The organism is Tsukamurella sp. PLM1 (assembly GCF_023168325.1).
Classification (GTDB): Bacteria; Actinomycetota; Actinomycetes; order Mycobacteriales; family Mycobacteriaceae; genus Tsukamurella.
Map to the genome: position 1 here is coordinate 3,560,677 of NZ_AP025688.1, position 19,881 is coordinate 3,580,557.

The 19,881-nt window shown below is 71.3% G+C and carries 22 protein-coding genes and 1 pseudogene; 8 read left to right on the plus strand and 15 right to left on the minus strand.

Features of this window, described 5'->3' with window-relative positions; translation table 11 throughout:
* Positions 1-298: 298 nt before the first annotated feature.
* On the plus strand, positions 299-1,537 hold the full coding sequence (locus MTP03_RS18335) for a hypothetical protein (RefSeq protein ID WP_248489434.1): 1,239 nt from the start codon (positions 299-301) through the stop codon (positions 1,535-1,537).
* Positions 1,435-2,673 carry an ATP-binding protein gene (locus tag MTP03_RS18340; RefSeq protein WP_248489435.1) on the plus strand — a complete coding sequence of 413 codons (1,239 nt, stop codon included), beginning with the start codon at positions 1,435-1,437 and terminating at the stop codon, positions 2,671-2,673. Before MTP03_RS18335 ends, MTP03_RS18340 begins: the two co-directional genes overlap by 103 nt.
* A 135-nt stretch (positions 2,674-2,808) precedes the next feature.
* Here the strand turns inward: MTP03_RS18340 and MTP03_RS18345 are convergent, their stop codons facing one another.
* Positions 2,809-4,335 carry a DEAD/DEAH box helicase gene (locus tag MTP03_RS18345; protein WP_371820801.1) on the minus strand — a complete coding sequence of 509 codons (1,527 nt, stop codon included), beginning with the start codon at positions 4,333-4,335 and terminating at the stop codon, positions 2,809-2,811.
* 294 nt (positions 4,336-4,629) lie between these two features.
* On the opposite strand from MTP03_RS18345, the gene MTP03_RS18350 reads away from it, so the two are divergent.
* Together MTP03_RS18350 and MTP03_RS18355 are read left to right on the plus strand one after the other, a co-directional pair.
* Positions 4,630-5,178 (plus strand): hypothetical protein, encoded by a 549-nt coding sequence (locus MTP03_RS18350; RefSeq protein ID WP_248489436.1) that lies wholly within the window; start codon positions 4,630-4,632, stop codon positions 5,176-5,178.
* A 121-nt stretch (positions 5,179-5,299) separates the two neighbouring features.
* Positions 5,300-5,818, plus strand: coding sequence for a hypothetical protein (locus tag MTP03_RS18355; RefSeq protein WP_248489437.1), 519 nt, complete (start codon positions 5,300-5,302; stop codon positions 5,816-5,818).
* Between the two features lie 74 nt (positions 5,819-5,892).
* Here MTP03_RS18355 and rpsQ read toward each other — a convergent pair whose 3' ends face one another.
* Genes rpsQ through rpsJ form a run of 11 tightly spaced genes read right to left on the minus strand, consistent with a single transcriptional unit; the run spans position 5,893 to position 11,143 of the window.
* The gene (rpsQ, locus tag MTP03_RS18360) at positions 5,893-6,177 is read right to left on the minus strand and encodes a 30S ribosomal protein S17 (protein WP_248489438.1); all 285 of its coding nucleotides are present in this window, start codon (positions 6,175-6,177) and stop codon (positions 5,893-5,895) included.
* Positions 6,174-6,404: a 50S ribosomal protein L29 gene (rpmC, locus tag MTP03_RS18365; RefSeq protein ID WP_013128010.1), complete on the minus strand. Its 231-nt coding sequence runs from the start codon at positions 6,402-6,404 to the stop codon at positions 6,174-6,176. The genes rpsQ and rpmC overlap by 4 nt, the downstream gene beginning before the upstream one ends.
* Entirely contained in the window at positions 6,404-6,820 is a 417-nt protein-coding gene (gene rplP, locus MTP03_RS18370; RefSeq protein WP_248489439.1) for a 50S ribosomal protein L16, read from the minus strand. Before rplP ends, rpmC begins: the two co-directional genes overlap by 1 nt.
* A 4-nt stretch (positions 6,821-6,824) precedes the next feature.
* Positions 6,825-7,634 carry a 30S ribosomal protein S3 gene (rpsC, locus tag MTP03_RS18375; RefSeq protein WP_248489440.1) on the minus strand — a complete coding sequence of 270 codons (810 nt, stop codon included), beginning with the start codon at positions 7,632-7,634 and terminating at the stop codon, positions 6,825-6,827.
* 2 nt (positions 7,635-7,636) lie between these two features.
* Complete coding sequence (rplV, locus tag MTP03_RS18380) at positions 7,637-8,047, minus strand: 50S ribosomal protein L22 (RefSeq protein WP_248489441.1); 411 nt, start codon at positions 8,045-8,047, stop codon at positions 7,637-7,639.
* Positions 8,047-8,328, minus strand: coding sequence for a 30S ribosomal protein S19 (gene rpsS / locus MTP03_RS18385; protein ID WP_019202328.1), 282 nt, complete (start codon positions 8,326-8,328; stop codon positions 8,047-8,049). The genes rplV and rpsS overlap by 1 nt, the downstream gene beginning before the upstream one ends.
* 14 nt (positions 8,329-8,342) lie before the next feature.
* A complete protein-coding gene (gene rplB / locus MTP03_RS18390) occupies positions 8,343-9,179 on the minus strand; it encodes a 50S ribosomal protein L2 (protein WP_248489442.1) in 837 nt (278 codons plus the stop codon).
* Positions 9,180-9,491, minus strand: coding sequence for a 50S ribosomal protein L23 (gene rplW / locus MTP03_RS18395; RefSeq protein WP_068522672.1), 312 nt, complete (start codon positions 9,489-9,491; stop codon positions 9,180-9,182).
* Positions 9,491-10,156 carry a 50S ribosomal protein L4 gene (gene rplD, locus MTP03_RS18400; protein ID WP_248489443.1) on the minus strand — a complete coding sequence of 222 codons (666 nt, stop codon included), beginning with the start codon at positions 10,154-10,156 and terminating at the stop codon, positions 9,491-9,493. Before rplD ends, rplW begins: the two co-directional genes overlap by 1 nt.
* Positions 10,153-10,818: a 50S ribosomal protein L3 gene (gene rplC / locus MTP03_RS18405; RefSeq protein WP_248489444.1), complete on the minus strand. Its 666-nt coding sequence runs from the start codon at positions 10,816-10,818 to the stop codon at positions 10,153-10,155. Before rplC ends, rplD begins: the two co-directional genes overlap by 4 nt.
* Positions 10,819-10,837: 19 nt before the next feature.
* Positions 10,838-11,143 (minus strand): 30S ribosomal protein S10, encoded by a 306-nt coding sequence (gene rpsJ, locus MTP03_RS18410; RefSeq protein WP_003938093.1) that lies wholly within the window; start codon positions 11,141-11,143, stop codon positions 10,838-10,840.
* A 503-nt stretch (positions 11,144-11,646) separates the two neighbouring features.
* On the opposite strand from rpsJ, the gene MTP03_RS18415 reads away from it, so the two are divergent.
* Positions 11,647-12,462, plus strand: coding sequence for a S9 family peptidase (locus tag MTP03_RS18415; protein WP_248489445.1), 816 nt, complete (start codon positions 11,647-11,649; stop codon positions 12,460-12,462).
* Positions 12,463-12,552: 90 nt separating this feature from the next.
* Positions 12,553-13,035: a hotdog fold domain-containing protein gene (locus MTP03_RS18420; RefSeq protein WP_248489446.1), complete on the plus strand. Its 483-nt coding sequence runs from the start codon at positions 12,553-12,555 to the stop codon at positions 13,033-13,035.
* 1,010 nt (positions 13,036-14,045) lie between these two features.
* Here the strand turns inward: MTP03_RS18420 and MTP03_RS23165 are convergent.
* Positions 14,046-15,245 (minus strand): serine/threonine protein kinase, encoded by a 1,200-nt coding sequence (locus tag MTP03_RS23165; protein ID WP_305852769.1) that lies wholly within the window; start codon positions 15,243-15,245, stop codon positions 14,046-14,048.
* Between the two features lie 87 nt (positions 15,246-15,332).
* A pseudogene (locus MTP03_RS18430) lies at positions 15,333-16,429 on the minus strand (CaiB/BaiF CoA transferase family protein).
* A 33-nt stretch (positions 16,430-16,462) separates the two neighbouring features.
* On the opposite strand from MTP03_RS18430, the gene MTP03_RS18435 reads away from it, so the two are divergent.
* Positions 16,463-17,092, plus strand: a complete 630-nt coding sequence (locus tag MTP03_RS18435) for an alpha/beta fold hydrolase (protein ID WP_248489447.1) — start codon at positions 16,463-16,465, stop codon at positions 17,090-17,092.
* Here MTP03_RS18435 and MTP03_RS18440 read toward each other — a convergent pair.
* Positions 17,077-18,564: an NAD(P)/FAD-dependent oxidoreductase gene (locus MTP03_RS18440; protein ID WP_248489448.1), complete on the minus strand. Its 1,488-nt coding sequence runs from the start codon at positions 18,562-18,564 to the stop codon at positions 17,077-17,079. The two genes, MTP03_RS18435 and MTP03_RS18440, sit on opposite strands and share 16 nt — an antisense overlap.
* A 55-nt stretch (positions 18,565-18,619) precedes the next feature.
* Here MTP03_RS18440 and MTP03_RS18445 point away from each other — a divergent pair, with 55 nt between their 5' ends.
* A complete protein-coding gene (locus tag MTP03_RS18445; RefSeq protein ID WP_248489449.1) occupies positions 18,620-19,855 on the plus strand; it encodes an AarF/ABC1/UbiB kinase family protein in 1,236 nt (411 codons plus the stop codon).
* Positions 19,856-19,881 lie beyond the last annotated feature (26 nt).

Here is a 19,881-nt window from a genome sequence, read left to right on the forward strand (position 1 = left end):
GCGGACCTCGGCTCGGCCTTCCTCGACGACATCGAGGTGGAGGAGACCGCCGCCGATCGCCTGCACTGGGGCCTTCCCGCGAGCGGCTTCTCCGCCGTCGAGACGGTCCGCGCGATCTCCGCGTTCATGGCCGAGACCGCGGCCACGGTGTTCGCCGTCGACCAGATCGACACCCTGCTCGCCCAGTCCGCCGCCACCCTCGCCAACCCGGAGGCGGCCGAGAGCGACGTGATCGAGCAGGTGGGTCACGGCCTGATGGCGCTGCGCGGGCCTCTACCGCACCGTGACGGTCGCGTGCATGCTGCCCACGGCGTGGGAGACGCTCGCCGGCCGGGCCACCGCGTCGGTCGCCGCGCGGTTCCGCGTGGTGGGCCCGCTCAAGTCGCTGCCCGACGGTGCCCTCGCCCGCGCCATCGTCGAGCGGCGCCTCGCCGCGGCGTACCGGTCGAAGGACTTCGCGCCGCCGCACCCCACGTGGCCCGTCGCGCCCGAGGCGTTCGCCTCCGCGGTCCACCACACCCCGCGCGACCTGCTCACCAAGGTCGACGCGCACATCCGGGCGTGCGTGAGCACCCGCACGGACTTCGAGCTCGCGTCCTTCGACGACGGGCCGGCGCGCCCGGTACCGGCGCCGACGGTGCCCGAGCCGGCCCCGGCCGACGCGCTCGCGGCGCTCGACGCGCAGTTCGACGCGCTGCGGATCCGGGCCCGCGTGGGCGCGGTCGCCACCGATCAGGCCGAGGCGGACAAGCGCATGGCGCCACTGATCGAGGCGGGCCTGCGCGCGTGGACCCGCGAGGACGGCGGCGACGGCTTCTCCATCGAGCGCGGCGGCAAGCAACTCGACGCGCGGCTGCGCCGCCGGCTGCCCGGACGCGTGGAGGACGAACAGCACTGGTCGTTCCGGGCGATCCCCTCGGCGAGCCCGCTGGCGGTGCTCAACCGCATCCAGAACGCCGCGACGGGCGCGGGGCTGACGGCCGGGCTCGACCGTCGCAAGCTCTTCCTGTTGCGCTCCACACCATGGCCCACCAGCCCGAAGACGTCGGCGGCGCTCGCGGACGCCGTCGAATCCGGCGCCGAGCTGCTCCCGCTCGACGAGGCCGACCTCGCGACCCTCGACGCGCTCGCCCGGATCATCGCGAGCAGCCCCGACGGGCTCGATGAGTGGCTCACCGCGCGGCGTCCCGCGCACGGGCTGCGGATGTTCGCGGGCCTGGAGCAGAAGCCGGCCGCGGCGCCGGCCGGCGCCGCGCGGAAGGCGCGCAGCCTCATCCCCGGCGACGCGGTCGGCCGCGTGGGCGGGCTGTCGAGCTCGGTCGCCGACGTCATGTTCGGCGGCCCGCCGGCCCCGCGCCCGGAGCCCGGGACGCCCACCCCGCCGCGGAGGCGGCGGCGGAACCGGTTGCGGCACCGTCGGGTCCGGAGATCGCGGTGGGGCTCGGGGCGGACCAGCGGCCGGTCACGGTGGACCCGGCCGAGCTGCGCAGGCACACCGCGATCTTCGCGGGCTCGGGATCGGGCAAGACGGTGTTGATCCGCCGGCTGATCGAGGAGTGCGTGCTGCGCGGGGTGTCGGCGATCGTGCTCGACCCGAACAACGATCTGTCCCGGCTCGGCGAGGCGTGGCCCGCCGAACCCGCGGGTTGGTGGGAGGGCGACGCCGAGCGGGCGCGCACCTACCTCGCCGGCACGGACGTCGTGGTGTGGACGCCGAACCGGCCGTCGGCACGGCCGCTGGTGCTGCAGCCGATCCCCGACTTCGCCGCGTTGCGCACCGGGATGGACGGTGAGGGCCTCGACGCGCAGGAGGCCCGCGAGGGCTTCGCGATGGCGGTCGAGGCCTGCGCGAGCGCGCTGGAACAGCATGTGGGCGTGAGCGGTTCGCGCCGCGAGCAGCAGCGGGCGATCCTGCGGGAGGCGTTGGACGCGTACGGCCGGCAGGTGGGCCGCGCCGACGTGCGCGGTTTCGCGGAGTTCCTGCGTGAGTGGGACTCGAGCCGCAGCTCGCTCGGCAGCGCCGACAAGCTGGCGCCCGAGCTCGCCGCGAACCTGCAGGCGGCCCTGATCAACAACCCGCTCCTCGGCGGGCACGGCGAGGCGGTGGACCCGGCGACGCTGCTCACCCCGGCTGCGGGCAAGCGGGCGCGGGTGTCGGTGATCAGCCTCATCGGGCTGCCGGACGAAACGCAGCGACAGACGTTCGTGGCGCAGTTGCAGCTGGCGTTGTTCACCTGGATCAAGCGGCACCCGGCCGGCGACCGTCCGCTGGGTGCTCTCCTCGTGGTGGACGAGGCGCAGCAGATAGCGCCGTCGGGAGCGGTGAAGCCGTCCACCGAATCGACGCTGCTCCTGGCCTCACAGGCCCGCAAGTACGGGCTGGGACTCGTGTTCGCGACGCAGGCGCCGAAGGGCCTGCACGACAAGGTCGTCGGCAACGCCGCCACGCACTTCTACGGAAAGCTCAACGCCCCGGTGCAGATCCAGGCCGCGAAGGACCTGGCGGCCGCGCGGGGCGGGCGGATCGACGCGATCGGCGGCCTGGGCCCGGGCGACTTCTACCTCGGGGCCGGGGACTCGACGGTGCGCCTGCACTCCCCGATGTGCCTGAGCCACCACGCCGCCAGCCCGCCCACGGAGGACGAGGTGCTGCGGATCGCCCGGCGCGGCTGAGCGCCACCCGATCCGCCCGGCTCCGGCCGCCAAGACACCCGATCCGCCCGGCTCCGGCGGTCCAGACACCTGATCCGCCCGTCTCCAGCAGTCCAAACACCCCTTCTGCCCGCCGGCGTACGTTGTCCACAGCGGTCAGAATCCGAGTGCCGCGCGGAAGTCGATACCCGACGTCCCTGCGCCCTCGGACTCGACGCGGTCCGTCAGCCGCGGTCCGTCAGCCCGCGGGGCGGGTCGCGCGGCGACGCGGCTGCTGGGCGCGGCCCTGCCCCTGCGGACGTCCCTGGCCCTGCGCCCGCCCGGCGGACGGTGCCTGGCGCGCACCCGAGCGCTGCTGCTGGCCCGAGCGCTGAGCGCCCTTGCCGCGTCCGGCACCGTCGGGCCGTGCGCCCGTGCCCTTGCCGCGCCCCGCGCGACCCCGGCCGGGGCGTGCCCGCCGCCGGCGCGACGCTGCTGCTGCGGCGGCGCGACGGGCTCGGGCGTGACGTACGGCGCGACCTCGCCGACCAGGTCGACCACGACCTGCGACGTGGCGGTCACGGCGACGGGCCGCGCGGAGATGGCGGCCTTCTTCAGCAGCGTCTGGGTGTCCTTGCGCTGCTCGGGCGTCATCACGGTGACGACGGTGCCCTCGCTGCCGGCGCGGGCGGTCCGGCCGCTGCGGTGCAGGTAGGCCTTGTGCTCGGCGGGCGGGTCCACGTGCACCACGAGCTCCACGTCGTCCACGTGGACGCCGCGGGCCGCGATGTCGGTGGCGACGAGCACCCGCGCGGTGCCGGTGCTGAACGCCTCGAGGTTGCGGTCGCGCTGCGGCTGGCTGAGGTTGCCGTGCAGGTCGCGCGCGGGGATGCCCTGCGCGGTCAGCTGCTTCGCCAGCTTCTTGGCCTGATGCTTGGTGCGGGTGAACAGTATCCGGCGGCCCGTGCCGGACGCGAGGGTGCGCACCAGCTCGGACTTCTCGTCCTTGCCGCCCACCTCGAAGACGTGGTGGGTCATGGCCACCACCGGCGAGTTCTCCGGGTCGACCGAGTGCGAGACCGGGTCGGTGAGGAACTTGCGGACCAGCTTGTCGACGCCGTTGTCGAGCGTGGCGGAGAACAGCATGCGCTGCCCGCCCGCCGGGGTGGCCGCCAGGATCCGGGTCACGACGGGAAGGAACCCCAGGTCGGCCATGTGGTCGGCCTCGTCGAGCACGGTGACCTCGACGCGGGACAGGTCGACGATGCGCTGCCGCATCAGGTCCTCGAGCCGGCCGGGGCACGCCACGACGATGTCGACACCCTGGCCGAGCGCCTGCTCCTGACGGGTCTGCTTGACTCCGCCGAAGATCGTGGTCACGCGCAGGCCGGCGGCGCGGGCCAGCGGCTCGACGGTGGCGGTGATCTGCGTGGCGAGCTCGCGCGTCGGGGCGAGCACCAGGCCGGACGGGCGGCCCGACGGTGCGCGGTGCCCGGCGAGCCGGGCCACCAGCGGGATCGCGAAGGCGAGAGTCTTGCCGGAGCCGGTCTTGCCGCGGCCCAGCACGTCGCGGCCGGCGAGAGTGTCGGGCAGCGTATCGGCCTGGATGGGGAACGGGGTGGGGCGGCCCATGTCGTTCAGGGCGGCGACGAGGTTGGTGGGGACGCCGAGCTCGGCGAACGACGGGGACACGGTCGTGGACACGATGAAGAGATACCTAACGGTGGTGGTGGCGAAGGCGGCGGTGGCCGCGTCCGTTCGCCGCAAGAAAAGAACCGGGAGCGTCTCGAGCCGGTCACGGCGAGACGGTTTGGGGCCCGGGAGCCCTACGACGGCGCGGGGCGCACGCGCCCCGCATGTCTCAAGTATAACAAACGAACGCCCCGACCCCCGATTCGCGCCGCAGGCCTACCACCCCCTGTGAAACGCTGGCACGATTATGGGAGACAATGCACGTAGGAAGGTGTGTACGCCGACGCACCCCAGGGGAGGCACGAAATGACCGCACGATTGATCGACTCGTTCCGCGGCCGGGCCGGCGCGGCAGTGGCCGTGGGGGCCTCGCTGTTCGTGCTGGCCGGGTGCGCGACGGTGCCCGGCACCGGTTCCGCGGACCCGCAGGACGTGGCGGCTTACCAGTCCACCATCGCCCAGTCCCGCGCGGCGGCCGCCGCCGCGGCAGGCCGATCCGCGTGCTCGTCGTGGCAGTCGGGCTACGACGTGCGGGTGGTCGCGAGCCGGGCCACCGTCGCCTACACCAAGGATCCGAAGTGGACCTGGGACGGCATCCAGAACACCCTCAACGCCGAGCTCGCCGCGATCGCGACCGAGACGGGCAAGCTGCCGGCCATCATCGCGACCGAGAACCTGGCGCCCACGGTCAAGACCACGATGACCGACTACAAGGCCAAGCTGGACGCGTACGCCGAGGCGCTGCGTGCCGACCAGAGTGCTCGCGGCAGCGGCGACGCGACGTGGACGAAGGGTAACCCCGCGTACACCACGCTGAACACCGCGGCGACCGCGGTGCGCAACGCCTGCCGGTGAACCTGATGCGCCCATGCGGCACATCACAGTGAACTAACTATACTTGTTCATAAATTCGCGATAGTTTCATGGTGTCCTGTTTCTTGATATCGAATCAGAGGTACATCATGACCATCCGTCAGTGGGCCACCCGCACCGCCGCCGCGGGCATCCTCGCCGCCGCCGTCACCGTCCCCGTCGCCGGCGTGGCGGCCGCAGATCCCGCCCCGTCCCCGGTGCCGGGGCGGCACCGTCGAAGCCCGCGGCGAGCCCGAACGCCCGGACCGCGCGCGCCGTGTACGACCAGTGGGTCGCGAACCGGACGCCGCGCCTGGCCGCGAGCAAGGCCACGACCCAGGTGACGAAGAACCCGAAGTGGCAGTGGAACGACATCCAGCCCAAGATCAACGCCGAGCTCGCCGCGATCCGCACCGAGCAGGCCACCCTGCCGGGCACGATCAATCGCGCCGCGCCGGTCCCCACCCTTGCGAACGCGTTGCGCGCCTACCAGGCCCGCCTCGCCGAGTACGGCCGCGCCCTGAACAACGACCGCAACGCCCGCGGCAGCGGCGACAACACCTGGCCGACGGCCAACGCGGCCGGTAAGCGCCTGAGCGACGCGGGCCGCGCGGTCTACGACGCGGCGCGCGCGGTGAAGTAGGCACCGTCGGACGACGAAACCCCCGGCCTCCGTGCGGAGGTACCGGGGGTTTCGAGTCCGTGGGGCGGGAGGGCCTACTTGGCCTTCTCCAGCACCTCCACCAGGCGCCAGTGCTTGCTGGCGCTCAGCGGACGGGTCTCCATGATCCGGACGCGGTCGCCGACACCGGCGACGCCGTCCTCGTCATGCGCCTTCACCTTGGAGGTGGTGCGGATGATCTTGCCGTACAGCGAGTGCTTCACTCGGTCCTCGAGCTCGACGACGATGGTCTTCTCCATCTTGTCGGACACGACGTACCCGATACGCACCTTGCGGCTGTTGCGAGCCTCAGTGGTCACGTTGCTTCCATTCTCGGTCATGCGGCGTCACCCTCCGGGCCCGAGGCCAGGCCGAGCTCCCGCTCGCGCAGGATCGTGTAGATCCGGGCGATGTCGGTACGCACGGTGCGCAGGCGACGGTTGTTGCTCATCTGTCCGGTGGCCATCTGGAAGCGCAGGTTGAACAGCTCCTCCTTGGCCTCGCGCAGCTTCTCCACCAGCTCGTCCGCGGTCAGACCGCGGAGATCAGCGGCGACGGTGTTCGACATCAGAACTGCTCCTCTCGGGTCACGATGCGGGTCTTGCAGGGGAGCTTGTGCTGCGCGCGGCGCAGGGCCTCGCGAGCGATCTGCTCGTTGGGGTAGGTCATCTCGAACAGCACGCGACCGGGCTTGACGTTCGCCACCCACCACTCGACGGAACCCTTACCGGAACCCATGCGGGTCTCGGCCGGCTTCTTGGTCAGCGGACGGTCCGGGAAGATGTTGATCCAGACCTTGCCGCCACGCTTGATGTGGCGGTTGATGGCGATACGAGCGGACTCGATCTGGCGGTTGGTGATGTAGGCGGGCTCGAGAGCCTGGATGCCGTAGTCACCGAAGGTCACAGCGGTGCCGCCCTTCGCAGCGCCGGAGCGCTTGGGGTGGTGCTGCTTGCGGTGCTTGACGCGACGGGGGATCAACATGGCGTCAGCCCTCCTGGTTCGTTGCGGCAGGCGCCGCCGCCACCGGAGTCTCCTCCGTTGCGGCCCGGCCGGCCTCGGTGCTGGTGGCGGTCGTGCCCGACGCGCCGCTGCGACGCGGGCGCTGGGGGCGCTCGCGACGCGGGCCGCGGCGGTCGTCGTTCGACGGTGCCGCCAGCTCGCGCCGGCCGCCCACGACGTCGCCCTTGTAGATCCACACCTTGACGCCGATCCGCCCGAAGGTGGTCTTCGCCTCGTGCAGGCCGTAGTCGATGTCGGCGCGCAGCGTGTGCAGGGGCACGCGGCCCTCGCGGTAGAACTCGCTGCGGCTCATCTCCGCGCCGCCCAGGCGACCCGAGCACTGGACCCGGATGCCCTTGACGTTCGGCTGACGCATCGCCGACTGGATCGCCTTGCGCATCGCGCGGCGGAACGCCACGCGGTTGCTCAGCTGCTCCGCGATGCCCTGCGCGACGAGCTGGGCGTCGGCCTCGGGGTTCTTCACCTCGAGGATGTTCAGCTGCACCTGCTTGCCGGTCAGCTTCTCCAGCTCGGAGCGGATGCGGTCGGCCTCCGCGCCGCGGCGGCCGATCACGATGCCCGGACGCGCGGTGTGGATGTCCACCCGCACGCGGTCCCGGGTGCGCTCGATCTCGATCTTGCTGATGCCGGCGCGCTCGAGGCCGTCGGTCAGCTTCTTGCGGATCGCGACGTCTTCCTTGACGTACTCGGCGTACTGCTTGTCGGCGTACCAGCGGGACTTCCAGTCCGTGGTGATGCCGAGGCGGAAGCCGTGGGGGTTGATCTTCTGACCCATGCTTACGCTCCCTTCCGGTTCCGGCTGGCGACGGGCTTCTTCGACGCGACCGACTCCACCACGACGGTGATGTGGCTGGTGCGCTTGCGGATCCGGTACGCACGGCCCTGGGCACGCGGCTGGATGCGCTTCATGGTCGGGCCCTCGTTGGCGTAAGCCTCCGAGACGACCAGGGTGCGCGGGTCGAGACCCAGGTTGTTCTGCGCGTTGGCGATCGCCGAGGCGAGCACCTTGGCGACCGGCTCGCTGGCGGCCTGCGGCGCGAACCGCAGGATCGCGAGCGCCTGCTCGGCGTCCTTGCCGCGGACCAGGTCGATCACGCGACGGGCCTTCATGGGCGTGACGCGCACGAAACGCGCGGTCGCCGACGCCGAGGCGGGTGCGGCGTTGGTGTCGACAGTGTCGTTGCTCATTAGCGGCGCTTACCCTTCCGGTCGTCCTTGATGTGGCCCTTGAACGTCCGCGTCGGGGCGAACTCGCCCAGCTTGTGGCCCACCATGTTCTCCGAGACGAACACCGGCACGTGCTTGCGACCGTCGTGGACGGCGAAGGTGTGACCGATGAAGTCGGGGATGATGGTGGAGCGACGCGACCAGGTCTTGATGACCTGCTTGGTGCCCTTCTCGTTCTGGACGTCGACCTTCGCGAGGAGGTGGTCGTCGACGAACGGGCCCTTCTTGAGGCTGCGTGGCATTCTCTAACTCCCTCCTAGCGCTTGTTCTTACCGGACTTGCGGCGACGCACGATCAGCTTGTCGCTCGCCTTGTTCTTGCGGGTGCGGCCCTCGGGCTTGCCCCACGGGCTCACCGGGTGGCGGCCACCGGAGGTCTTACCCTCACCACCGCCGTGCGGGTGGTCGACCGGGTTCATGACGACACCACGGACGGTCGGGCGCTTGCCCTTCCACCGCATGCGGCCGGCCTTGCCCCAGTTGATGTTGCTCTGCTCGGCGTTGCCCACCTCGCCGACGGTGGCGCGGCAGCGCACGTCCACGCGACGGATCTCGCCGGAGGGCATACGCAGGGTCGCGTACGCGCCCTCCTTGCCCAGCAGCTGGATGCTGGCACCGGCCGAGCGAGCCATCTTGGCACCGCCACCGGGGCGCAGCTCGACGGCGTGGATCACGGTGCCGGCGGGGATGTTGCGCAGCGGCAGGGCGTTGCCCGGCTTGATGTCGGCGTTCGGACCCGACTCGACGATGTCGCCCTGTCCCAGGCCCTTCGGCGCCAGGATGTAGCGCTTCTCGCCGTCGAGGTAGTGCAGCAGCGCGATCCGCGAGGTGCGGTTCGGGTCGTACTCGATGTGCGCGACCTTGGCGTTGACGCCGTCCTTGTCATGGCGACGGAAGTCGATGACGCGGTACGCGCGCTTGTGGCCGCCACCCTTGTGCCGGGTGGTGATTCGACCGTGCGCGTTGCGGCCACCGCGGCCGTGCAGCGGACGGACCAGCGACTTCTCCGGGGTCGAGCGCGTGATCTCGTCGAACGTCGAGCCCGACGAGCCGCGGCGACCCGGAGTGGTCGGCTTGTGCTTACGGATAGCCATTTAGCTCGCGCCTCCGAAGATGTCGATGGGCTTGCTATCGGCGCTCAGGGTCACGATCGCGCGCTTGGTGCTCTTGCGCTGACCGTAACCGGCACGGGTGCGCTTGCGCTTGCCCTGGCGGTTCAAGGTGTTGACGCTGTCGACCTTGACGCCGAAGACCTTTTCCACGGCGATCTTGATCTGCGTCTTGTTCGCGTCCGGGTGCACCACGAAGGTGTACGTGTTCTCCTCGATGAGGCCGTAGGCCTTCTCGGAGATCACCGGCGCGAGCAGGATGTCCCGCGGGTCGGCGGGGATGGTTGCGGTGGCCATCAGGCGTTCGCCTCCTCAATGGTGTCAGCAGCCTTCGTGGCGCTCGCGATGAACGAACCCAGGGCCTCGCGGCTGAACACCACGTCGTCGCTGTCGAGGACGTCGTAGGTGTTGAGCTGGTCCGGGTAGATCCACTTCGCGTTCGGCAGGTTCTGGACGCTGCGCTGCGCGGTCAGGTCCTCGCGGCCCACGACCACGAGGAACTTCTTGCGCTCCGACAGCGCGGCCAGGAACAGGCGGGCCGCCTTGGTCGACGCCTCCTGGCCGGCCACCAGCTCGGTGACGACGTGGATGCGGTCATCGCGGACCCGATCGGTGAGGGCACCGCGCAGGGCGGCGGCCTTCATCTTCTTCGGGGTGCGCTGGCTGTAGTCGCGCGGCTGCGGGCCGTGGACGGTGCCACCGCCGGTGAACTGCGGCGCACGGGTCGAGCCCTGACGCGCGCGGCCGGTGCCCTTCTGGCGGTACGGCTTGCGGCCACCGCCGCGGACCTCGCCGCGGGTCTTGGTGGCGTGCGTGCCGGCGCGCGCAGCGGCGAGCTGCGCGACGACCACCTGGTGCATCAGCGAGATGTTCGGCTCCACGTCGAAGATCTCGGCGGGGAGATCGACGGTGCCGTCGACCTTGCCCTCGGCGGTCTTCACATCGAGAGTCAGCTTGCTCATGCGCGAGCACCACCCTTCACTGCGGTACGGACCATCACGAGGCCGCCCTTGCGACCGGGGATGGCGCCCTTGATCAGCAGGACGCCGGCCTCGGCGTCCACCTTGAACACGGTGAGGTTCTGCGTGGTCACCTTGTCGGAGCCCATGCGACCGGCCATGCGGACGCCCTTGAAGACGCGGCCCGGGGTGGCGCAGCCACCGATGGAACCGGGGGCGCGGTGCACGGCCTGCGCGCCGTGGCTGGCGCCGAGACCGGCGAAGCCGTGGCGCTTCATGACGCCGGCGTAGCCCTTGCCCTTGCTGATGCCGGTGACGTCGACGAAGTTGCCGTCCTCGAACACGTCGGCGCCCAGCTCCTCGCCCACCTCGTAGTCGGCGGCGGCGTCGGCGTCGGCGAGCCGCAGCTCGGCGATGTGGCGACGCGGGGTGACGCCGGCCTTGGAGAACTGGCCCGAGACGGGCTTGTTCACCTTGCGCGGGTCGATGGCGCCGAAGGCGAGCTGCACGGCGTCGTAGCCGTCAGCGGCCTGGGTACGGATCTGGGTGACGACGTTCGGCCCGGCCTTGACGACGGTGACCGGCACGACCCGGTTGTTCTCGTCGAAGACCTGGGTCATGCCGAGCTTGGTGCCCAGGATTCCCTTGATCTTGTTCTCAGTCATATCGTTTCTCCGCAGCCGCTTACTGGATGTTCACGTCGACGCTGGCCGGCAGGTCGATGCGCATGAGCGCGTCGACCGTCTTCGGCGTCGGGTCCAGGATGTCGATCAGCCGCTTGTGCGTACGCATCTCGAAGTGCTCGCGCGAGTCCTTGTACTTGTGCGGCGAGCGGATGACGCAGTACACGTTCTTCTCCGTCGGCAGCGGCACGGGACCGACGACGCGGGCGCCGGTGCGGGTCACGGTCTCGACGATCTTCCGAGCAGACGCGTCGATCGCCTCATGGTCATAGGCCTTGAGCCTGATGCGGATCTTCTGTCCCGCCACGCTGTGTCCTCTTCCGTCAAGTGTTCACGTATTACCTGACGCACGGACAGCCTCATCACCTGCGGGAATCCTCCCGCGAAAAAGTCGATCGACGCTGTTCATGTGTCAAATTGCTCCGGTCCACGCGGTCGGGCGTGTCGCGTTGGCGCTCATGCTCCGCCGTGTGCACCGGTGGCTCCCTCGAGGGAAGCCGGGGCGATACATCGTCCCGACGGTCGGCCTCCCCATGTCATAGGGGACCGCGCCGCCCGGACAAGGCAACCTGACCAGTATGCACTGCTCGGGCCCGCAGTTCAAATCGGCGATGGTCTCCTCCGCGGCTGCGGCCCATGTCACACGGCGGGCGCCCGGAACTCTGGAAGAATATCGGGCATGACCAAGCAGCGCGTCGCGCCGAAGCTCGGCGCGCTGGTCCTCGTGGGATCGCTGACCGCCGGACTGTCCGGCTGCACCGTCGGGTCCGTACACGGAACCGGCATCGCCTCCCCGCCCCGAGTTCGACGGTGTCCGCGCGCGCCGTCTCGTCGTCGACGATGCGCGACGACGCGGTCCGATACGCCTACCCCGCGCCGGACGCCGATCCCGCCCAGAACTTCGGCCGCCTCTACGTACCCCGCGGGGTGCACGCGCCGCACAGCCTGCCGGTGGTCGTACTGATCCACGGCGGGGGCTGGCGCAACAAGTCGAGTCTCAACTACATGGGCGCCGTCGCGCGCACCCTGCAGGCCGCGGGCCTCGCGGTGTGGAACGTCGAGTACCGCCGGGTCGGGGCAGGCGGCGGCTGGCCCACCACATTCACCGACGTGGGCCACGCCGTCGACCACGTGCCGGCGCTCGCCGCGTCCGTCCCCGCGCTCGACCCGGGCAATGTGATCCTGGTCGGGCACAGCGCCGGCGGCCAGCTCGCGGCGTGGGCGGCCACCCGGCGCTCGCTCCCCGCGGGGGCGCCCGGGGTTTCCTGGCCGGCGGGAGGCGGTCCGACGGTGACCCCGCGCGCGTTCGTCGCGCTGGCCGGGGTGCTCGACATGCGGACCTCGTCGCGGATGAACAGCCACGTCCGCAATGCGCTCGGCGGGATGCCCGACCAGGTCCCGGACCGGTACGCCCTGGCCGACCCGCTCGGGCGTATCGATCCGGCGATGCCGTCGGTGGCGATCCACGGCACCCGGGACACGATCGTGCCCGCCGCCGAGTCGGAAGCCTTCGTGGCCGCGGCGCACGCGGTCGGCGCACCGTCGTTGCTCGTACGACTGGAGGGGCGAACCACGGCGCCCCGGTGTCGACGCGGTCGCAGTGGTGGCCCGTCGTCCAGGAGGTGATCGTGCGACTGGCGCGCGAGGGCTTCGACCCGCTGGCGGCGAACCCGCCGGGCTGAGGCCACCGAACTTACCGCGCGGTAAGATAACGCCATGACCGACACCAGCACGTTCAAGATGTGGCGCACGCTGAGCGACAAGCCGCTCGGCAAGCTCGCGTTCTCCGCCGCCGCGTCTCTCAAGGCGCCCTACTTCGCATCCGTGACGCCGTACATCTCCGAGATCGAGTACGGCCGCGCCGTGGTGCACGGCCCGAAGTGGTGGTTCGTGCAGAACCACATCGGCACGTTCCACGCGATCGCGGCCTGCAACCTGGCCGAGGTGGGGATGGGCATGGTGATGGAGGCGTCCACGCCGGGCACGCACCGCTGGCTCCCGAAGTCGATGAAGGTCGACTACCTGGCCAAGGCGGAGTCCTCGCTCGTCGCGACGGCCACACTGGCCGAGGAGATCGACTGGGCCGCGATCACGACCGGGCGCGACGTGGTCGTCGACATCGCCGTCCGCGACAAGAAGGGGACCGAGGTCGTGCATGCGGCGATCACGACGTGGGTCACACCCAAGCCCGCGAAGTAGATAATCTCCACAACTTGCGTCGCCTTGATCCTCCTGCGCATCATTAGTCACTCTGTTTACAGGCGGTGTGGTGTGTGACACGCTACCGTCGCACAGTCTTGTGCCGACCCGAGGAGGACCATGCGCCGCACCACTGCGAGCACGCACCGCACGACCGTGGCCGCCGCCGCCCGAACGACCGCGGCGACCGCTGCCGTCATCGGCGGTGTCGCCGCACTCGTCCCGGCGGTCGCGCAGGCCGCCCCGGTTGCGACGATCGTGCCCGGCAGCTCCGTGCTCACGGTGTCGAAGATGGTCGGCAACACCGCCGACGGGCGCGGCTGCACCGTCGGGTTCATCGGGCAGAAGCCCGACGGTTCCCGCGTGGGCCTGTACGCCGGCCACTGTGGCGCGCAGGGCCAGCAGGTCGTGGCAGACGGTCGTATCGTCGGCGTGAACACCGGATCGTCTGCGCCGGCGCTGACGAAGGCCGACATGTTCGTCGTGCCCGACGCGCCGGACTGGGGCGTGTTCTCCCTGGATCCGCAGGTCGCGAAGGCCGCGCCCGGCGGTCGTGTGCGCCCCAGCGGCGTCGGCACCGCCCGGCCCGGCGACCAGGTGTGCAGCCAGGGCGTCTCGTCCGGCTGGCGCTGCGGGTCCGTGGTGAACGTGGAGGGCGGCTACATCGCCACCACGATCCCGGTCCAGGTCGGCGACAGCGGCGGCCCTGATCCGCACCTCCGACAACGCCGCGCTCGGCATCGCCTCGCGCGCCGCCACCTTCGACGGTCCGCTGCGTCGCACCGGCTCCCTGTTCTACGACGTCAGCGCCGTCCTGCGCGCCACCGGCACCACCCTCGTCGTCGGGTAGCGGTCGTCCGGGTAGCGCCCCGCACCGGCGGACCGGCAGCGGGCGGACCGGCAGCGGGCGCACCGGCGGGGTCGCCACCTCGCCTTCTCGCCGACACTCGGATCCTGTCCACTCCGGGCTCGCTGTCCGCGGCGGACGGAATCCGAGTGCGGCCCGGCCGCTACCGACCGAACCAGAGCCTCGACTTCTGCGGTGCCCAGAGCAGCAGCAGGACCGGAACAGTGACCACGACGCCGACGCAACTCGCGGTCATCAGCGCGGCAGCTACCGACGCGACGACGAGCGCGGACCGCGAACGTTTCGTCATCAGCAGAACACCAGCCGCCACGGCCCCGACCGCACTGGCGATGAAGCCCATCATCAACGAGATGTCGCCACCGTCGATGTGCCCGTCCGTACCGCCGAGCGTCCCGAGAATTGCTAACGGGGCGAACATGAAACACAGCACCCCCGCCGCGGTCACCTGCCAAGGCCGCTTCGTCACGCCGGCGTACGGCGCGATCACCGGCATCGACGGATGCGAACCGTAGGCGGGCAGAGGTGCCGCGGCGGGACGGAGCGAGGTCTGCCCGTACTGCGGCGGCACGGTTGGCGGCGGGGTCCGTCCCGGCGCCTGCCGGGAGACCTGCGGGACCGGGGGCGGCACCGTCGGGCGGGAGACGGGACCCGACGCGCCGAGCGTGCGCGCCGCGTCCTCGAGCGCGCGTGCGAAGTCGGCGCAGGTACGGAACCGTCGGGCGGGGTCCGCGGCCATCCCTGCGGACAGGGCCCGGTCGAGCGGCGCGAGGCGCGGATCGGTCTCAGCGGCGCGCGGTACGTCGCCCCGCATCTTCCGGCTGATCACCGCGCCCGGGGTGGTGCCGGTGAACGGGTTCCGCCCGGTGAGCAGGGTGAGCGCGGTGGCGGCGAGGGCGTACTGGTCGGCGCGCCCGTCCACGGCCTCGTCCGCCAGCTGCTCCGGCGCGGCGTAGGTCACCGTGCCCACCGCCATGTTGGTGGCGGTGAGCCCGGCGTCGTCGTCCATCCGGCGCGCGATACCGAAGTCGGCGAGCAGCACCCGCCCGCCGGCGTCCGCCCCCGACTCGGCCAGCAGGATGTTCGCGGGCTTGACGTCGCGGTGGATCAGCCCCTTGCCGTGCGCGTGATCGAGGGCCCCGGCGACCTGCGTGATCGCCGAGACCACGTCGGCCACCGGCAGGCCGCGCGGGTAGCGGTCGCGGACCAGGGCGTCGAGGTCTGTGCCGGCGACGTAGTCCATCGACAGCCAGAGCTTGCCGCCCGACTCGCCCCGGTCGTGCACGCCGACGATGTTCGGGTGGAACAGCGTGGCGGCGAGGTCCGCCTCGCGGTTGAACCGCACCCGGTACGACTCGTCGGCCGACAGGTCCGGCGGCAGGATCTTCAGCGCCTCCTGCCGCGGCCGACCGGTCGATACCGGACAGCTGCGTCAGTCGCGCCAGAGCGTGGCGGGATCGGCGGTCTCCGCCGACGGCGCCACCGGCGTCGCGGCGGGCGTGCGGGAGAAGCGCGGCGCGGGCATCGGGGCCATCGCTCCCCCGACCTCCTGCAGGTTCCGCCGGGCCGCCATGTGCGGGTGCTTCGACGCCTCCTCGAAGGTGAGGATCGGTGCGACGCAGGCGTCGGAGTCGAAGAAGATCTCGGCCCACTCGTCGCGGGTCTTCGTCTTCAGCGCGGCCTCCAGCGCGGCGCGCAGCTCGGGCCAGCGGGCCTGATCGAGCTGGTAGGGCAGGTCCTCCTGCTTCAGGCCCAGCTTGTCGAGCAACTCGGCGAAGAACTGTGGCTCGATCGCGCCGACGGAGACGTACTTGCCGTCCGAGGTCTCGTAGGTGTCGTAGAACGGCGCGCCACCGTCGAGCGTGTTCACGCCGCGTTCGTCGCTCCAGATGCCCTGACCGCGGAAGTCCCACTGCATCTGCCCGATGAGGGAAGCACCGTCGACCATGGCGACGTCGATGACCTGTCCCTTGCCCGAGACGTTGCGCTCGTACAGTGCGGCGAGCACGCCGAACACGAGGAACATCGAGCCGCCGGCGAAGTCACCCACCAGGTTCAGCGGCGGCACCGGCCGCTCCCCGTGCGGCCGATCGCGTGCAGCAGGCCGGTGAGGGAGATGTAGTTCATGTCATGGCCGGCACGCTGCGCGAACGGTCCGTCCTGGCCCCAGCCGGTCATCCGGGCGAAGACGATGCGCGGGTTGCGCTCGAGCACCACGTCGGGGCCGAGGCCCAGGCGTTCCATGACGCCCGGACGGAAGCCCTCGACGATGACATCGGCGCGGTCGATCAGGTCGAGGATCGTCGCGATGTCGTCCGGGTCCTTCAGATCCGCCTCGACGATCGTGCGGCCGCGCTTGACGCCCTGCGGCCTACCCGTGAGCCCGGCGACGCCGACACCCGGCCGCTGCACCGAGACGACGTCGGCGCCCTGGTCGGCGAGGAGCATCGCGGCGTGCGGGGCGGGGCCGAGACCGGCGAACTCGACCACCTTCAGTCCGACGAGCGGACCCTGCTTCGAATCAGTCATGAATGCACGTTAACTTGCCCGTAGGCTGGACGGGTGACCTGGCTCTCGATTCACGATCCCGACGATGCCGTTCGCGCGACTCTGATCCTGGCGCACGGCGCCGGCGGCAACCGCGACCAGGCGATGCTGCGGCTGCTCGGCGAGGAGCTCGCGCAGCGCGGCGTGCGCACTGTCCGCATCGACCTGCCGTTCCGGCGGAACCGCCCGAAGGGACCACCGTCACCGTCGGGCCAGGCCGCCGACCGGGCCGCCTTCGCGGAAACCGCCCACGCGCTGGAACTCTCGAACGACGGGCCAGTTCTGTGGGGCGGGCACAGCTACGGCGGGCGGATGGCGTCGATGGCCGTCGCGGAGGGCCCCGGCCCGGACGCGCAGGGTCCCGACGGGCTTCTCCTGCTCTCCTATCCGCTGCACCCGCCCGGCCGGCCGGAGAAGGCGCGCACGGCGCACCTGCCGGACATCACGATCCCGACGGTGCTGGTGCACGGCAGGCGCGACCCGTTCGCCACCCCGGAGGAGCTGGCGGACGCCGCTGCGCTCATCGCGGGACCTACCACGGTCGTCGAGGTCGCCGCCGCGCACGATCTGGCCCCGTCGAAGTCCGGCGCCCCGGCCAAGGCGGCCGACGCGGTGATCGCCCTGCTCGATCAGCCGAACGCGTAGTCCTCGATCGGGAAGGTGCGGGCGTCGCGCCGGGCGCCGATGACGGAGCTGGGCCGCAGCAGCGTCGCCTCGCCGTGCGGGTCGAAGTAGTAGCTGCGGCTGCCCTCGCACGAGCCGAGTTGGAACACGGACCGGCCCAGGCGCGCGCTCATGGTGTCGAGGAACCGCGCGTTCGCCTGCTCCGTCACCTCGACGGTGCGCGACCCGGTGCGGTCGAGCTCGTCGAAGACCCGGCGCAGGTGCGTCATCTGCGCCTCGATGGTCCAGAAGTAGCTCAGGCCCGTGTAGCTGTACGGGCTGTGCAGCGCGAAGAAGTTGGGGAACTTGGGGATCGCCATGCCCTCGTACGCCTGGAATCGCGTCGAGCGCCAGAACTCGCCGAGATTGCGGCCGTCCCGGCCGGTCACGTCGATCGCGGGGAAGTTCTTCTCCCACAGCGAGAATCCGGTGGCCAGCACCAGCGCGTCGAGCTCGTGGACGGTGCCGTCGGCCATCTCGATGCCGTGCGGCAGCACGCGCCGGATCGACGCGGCCTCCAACGTCACGTTCGGCTTCGAGAACGCCGGGAAGTAGGTGTTGGAGAAGGTGGGCCGCTTGCAGCCGAACGAGTACGACGGGGTCAGCGCGGCCCGCGTCCGCGGGTCGCGGACCTGCGCGAACATGTGCGCCTTCGCGAGCAGTGCCGCGACGTCGTTGAACCGGTGGCCGTATTTGAAGTTGAGCACGCCGACGGTGTTGAGGACTTCGAGCGCCGTCGAATTGGCCAGGCGCGCAGCGCGTTGCGTGATCGGGAGCCGCGCGAACAGGGACCGGACGGGGCCGGGCACCGCGAAGTCGACCTTGGGCACCACCCAGATCGGGGTGCGCTGGAACACCGTGAGGTGCCCCGCGATCTTCGCCAGCTCGGGGATCAGTTGCACGCCGGTGGCGCCGGTGCCGATCACGCCGATGCGCTCACCGGTGAGGTCGGCGTCGTCGTCCCACTTCGCGGAATGGATGACGGTGCCGGCGAAATCGTCGATGCCCTCGACATCGGGCAGCTTGGGCTGGCTGAGGAACCCGGTCGCCGTGATCAGGAAGCGGGTGCGCAGCTTCTGCTCGAGGCCGCCGTCGCGGACCACCGTGACCTCCCACTCGGCGGCGGCCGCGTCCCACCGCGCTCCGGTCACGTCCACCCCGAAGCGCATGAGCCCGCGCAGCCCGTACTTGTCGGCCACGTGGCTCGCGTACTTCTTGAGCTCCGGACCGGGCGCGTACAGGCGCGACCAGTTCGGGTTCGGCTCGAACGAGTACGAGTAGGTGACCGACGCGATGTCGACGGCCAGGCCCGGGTAGCGGTTCACGTGCCAGGTGCCGCCCAGGTCGTCCTCGCGCTCCAGGATCACGATGTCGGAGCGGCCGCGGCCCAGCAGTTCGATCGCGGCGCCCATGCCTCCGAAGCCGGCGCCCACGATGATCACGTCATGAGACATATACCGATGGTATCTGAAATTCTACGCCGGTGTCGGATGCGGTTACGCTGAGCACATGAACGAGGACGAGCCGGCCACCCGGTTACGGCGCGGCGCGAGGCTCGGCCGGGCCGTCGCGCGGAACGCGGTCGACGGCACGGTCGCCCGGGCGACCGTGCGGCCCGGGTCCGCCGAGCAGCGCCGGGCCGCCGAGGAACGCGCGGCGTTGCGGGCGGCGGACCGTCTGGTCGCGGCCCTGGGATCCATGCGGGGCGCGGCGATGAAAGTCGGACAGGCGCTGGCCACCGTCGACCTGGGACTCGTGCCCGAGCACGCCCAGCCCGCCTTCCAGGACAAGCTGACCGCGCTCACCGACCGCGCGCCCGCGGCCGAGTTCACCGAGCTGCTGCCGGTGATCGAGGCGGACTGCCCGGCCGGGGCGTTCGCCGCGATCGACCCGGAGCCGATGGCCGCCGCCTCGATCGGCCAGGTCCACCGCGGCACCACCGCCGACGGCCGGGACGTGGCGATCAAGGTCCAGTACCCCGGCATCGAGCGGGCGATCCGCGCCGACCTGAAGAATCTCGCCCTGCTGCTCACCGTGTGGCGCGGCCGCCGCACCACCGCGATCCGTTCCGACGAGGTCCTCGCCGAGATCAGCCGGACGATCATGACCGAACTCGATTACCCCGGCGAGTGCGCGGCGCAGGCCCGGGTGGCCCGACGGTACGCCGGCCACCCGTTCATCCGGGTGCCCGCGGCGCTGCCGGACCTGTCCGGCAGGCGGGTGCTCGTCACCGAGTACGTCGACGGTGCGCGGTTCGCCGCGCTCGAGACCGCGGGCCGGGACGTGCGGGACCGGGCCGGCGAGATCCTGCACCGCTTCTTCGTGGGCGGCGTGTTCGGGGACGGCGAGTTCTGCGGCGATCCGCACCCCGGCAACGTGCTGGTCTGCGACGACGGGCGGATCGCGTTCCTCGACTACGGCCTGTACAAGACACTCGGGCCGGTATCGGCGGAGTTCGAGCGCGCCTGCTTCCGGGCGGCGGTGGACGGCCGCGGCGACGATCTGGCCACGCTCCTGCGCTCCGCCGGGGCGGTGCGCGGGCCCGGCCCCGACGCCGACGCGCTGCTGCGCTACTTCCGGTTGTCCGCCCCTGGCACCTGCGGCCCGGCGCCGCCACGATCACGACGGCCGAGGTCAAGCGCGCCGTGGCCGTCGCCACGTCGCCGCCGCCCGCCGATCCCCCGCTCCGCATGCCCGCGGCGCACACCTTCTCCCGCCGCGCGGAGCTGCTCACGTTCGGCATGATCGGCCGACTCGAGGCGTCCGCCGAC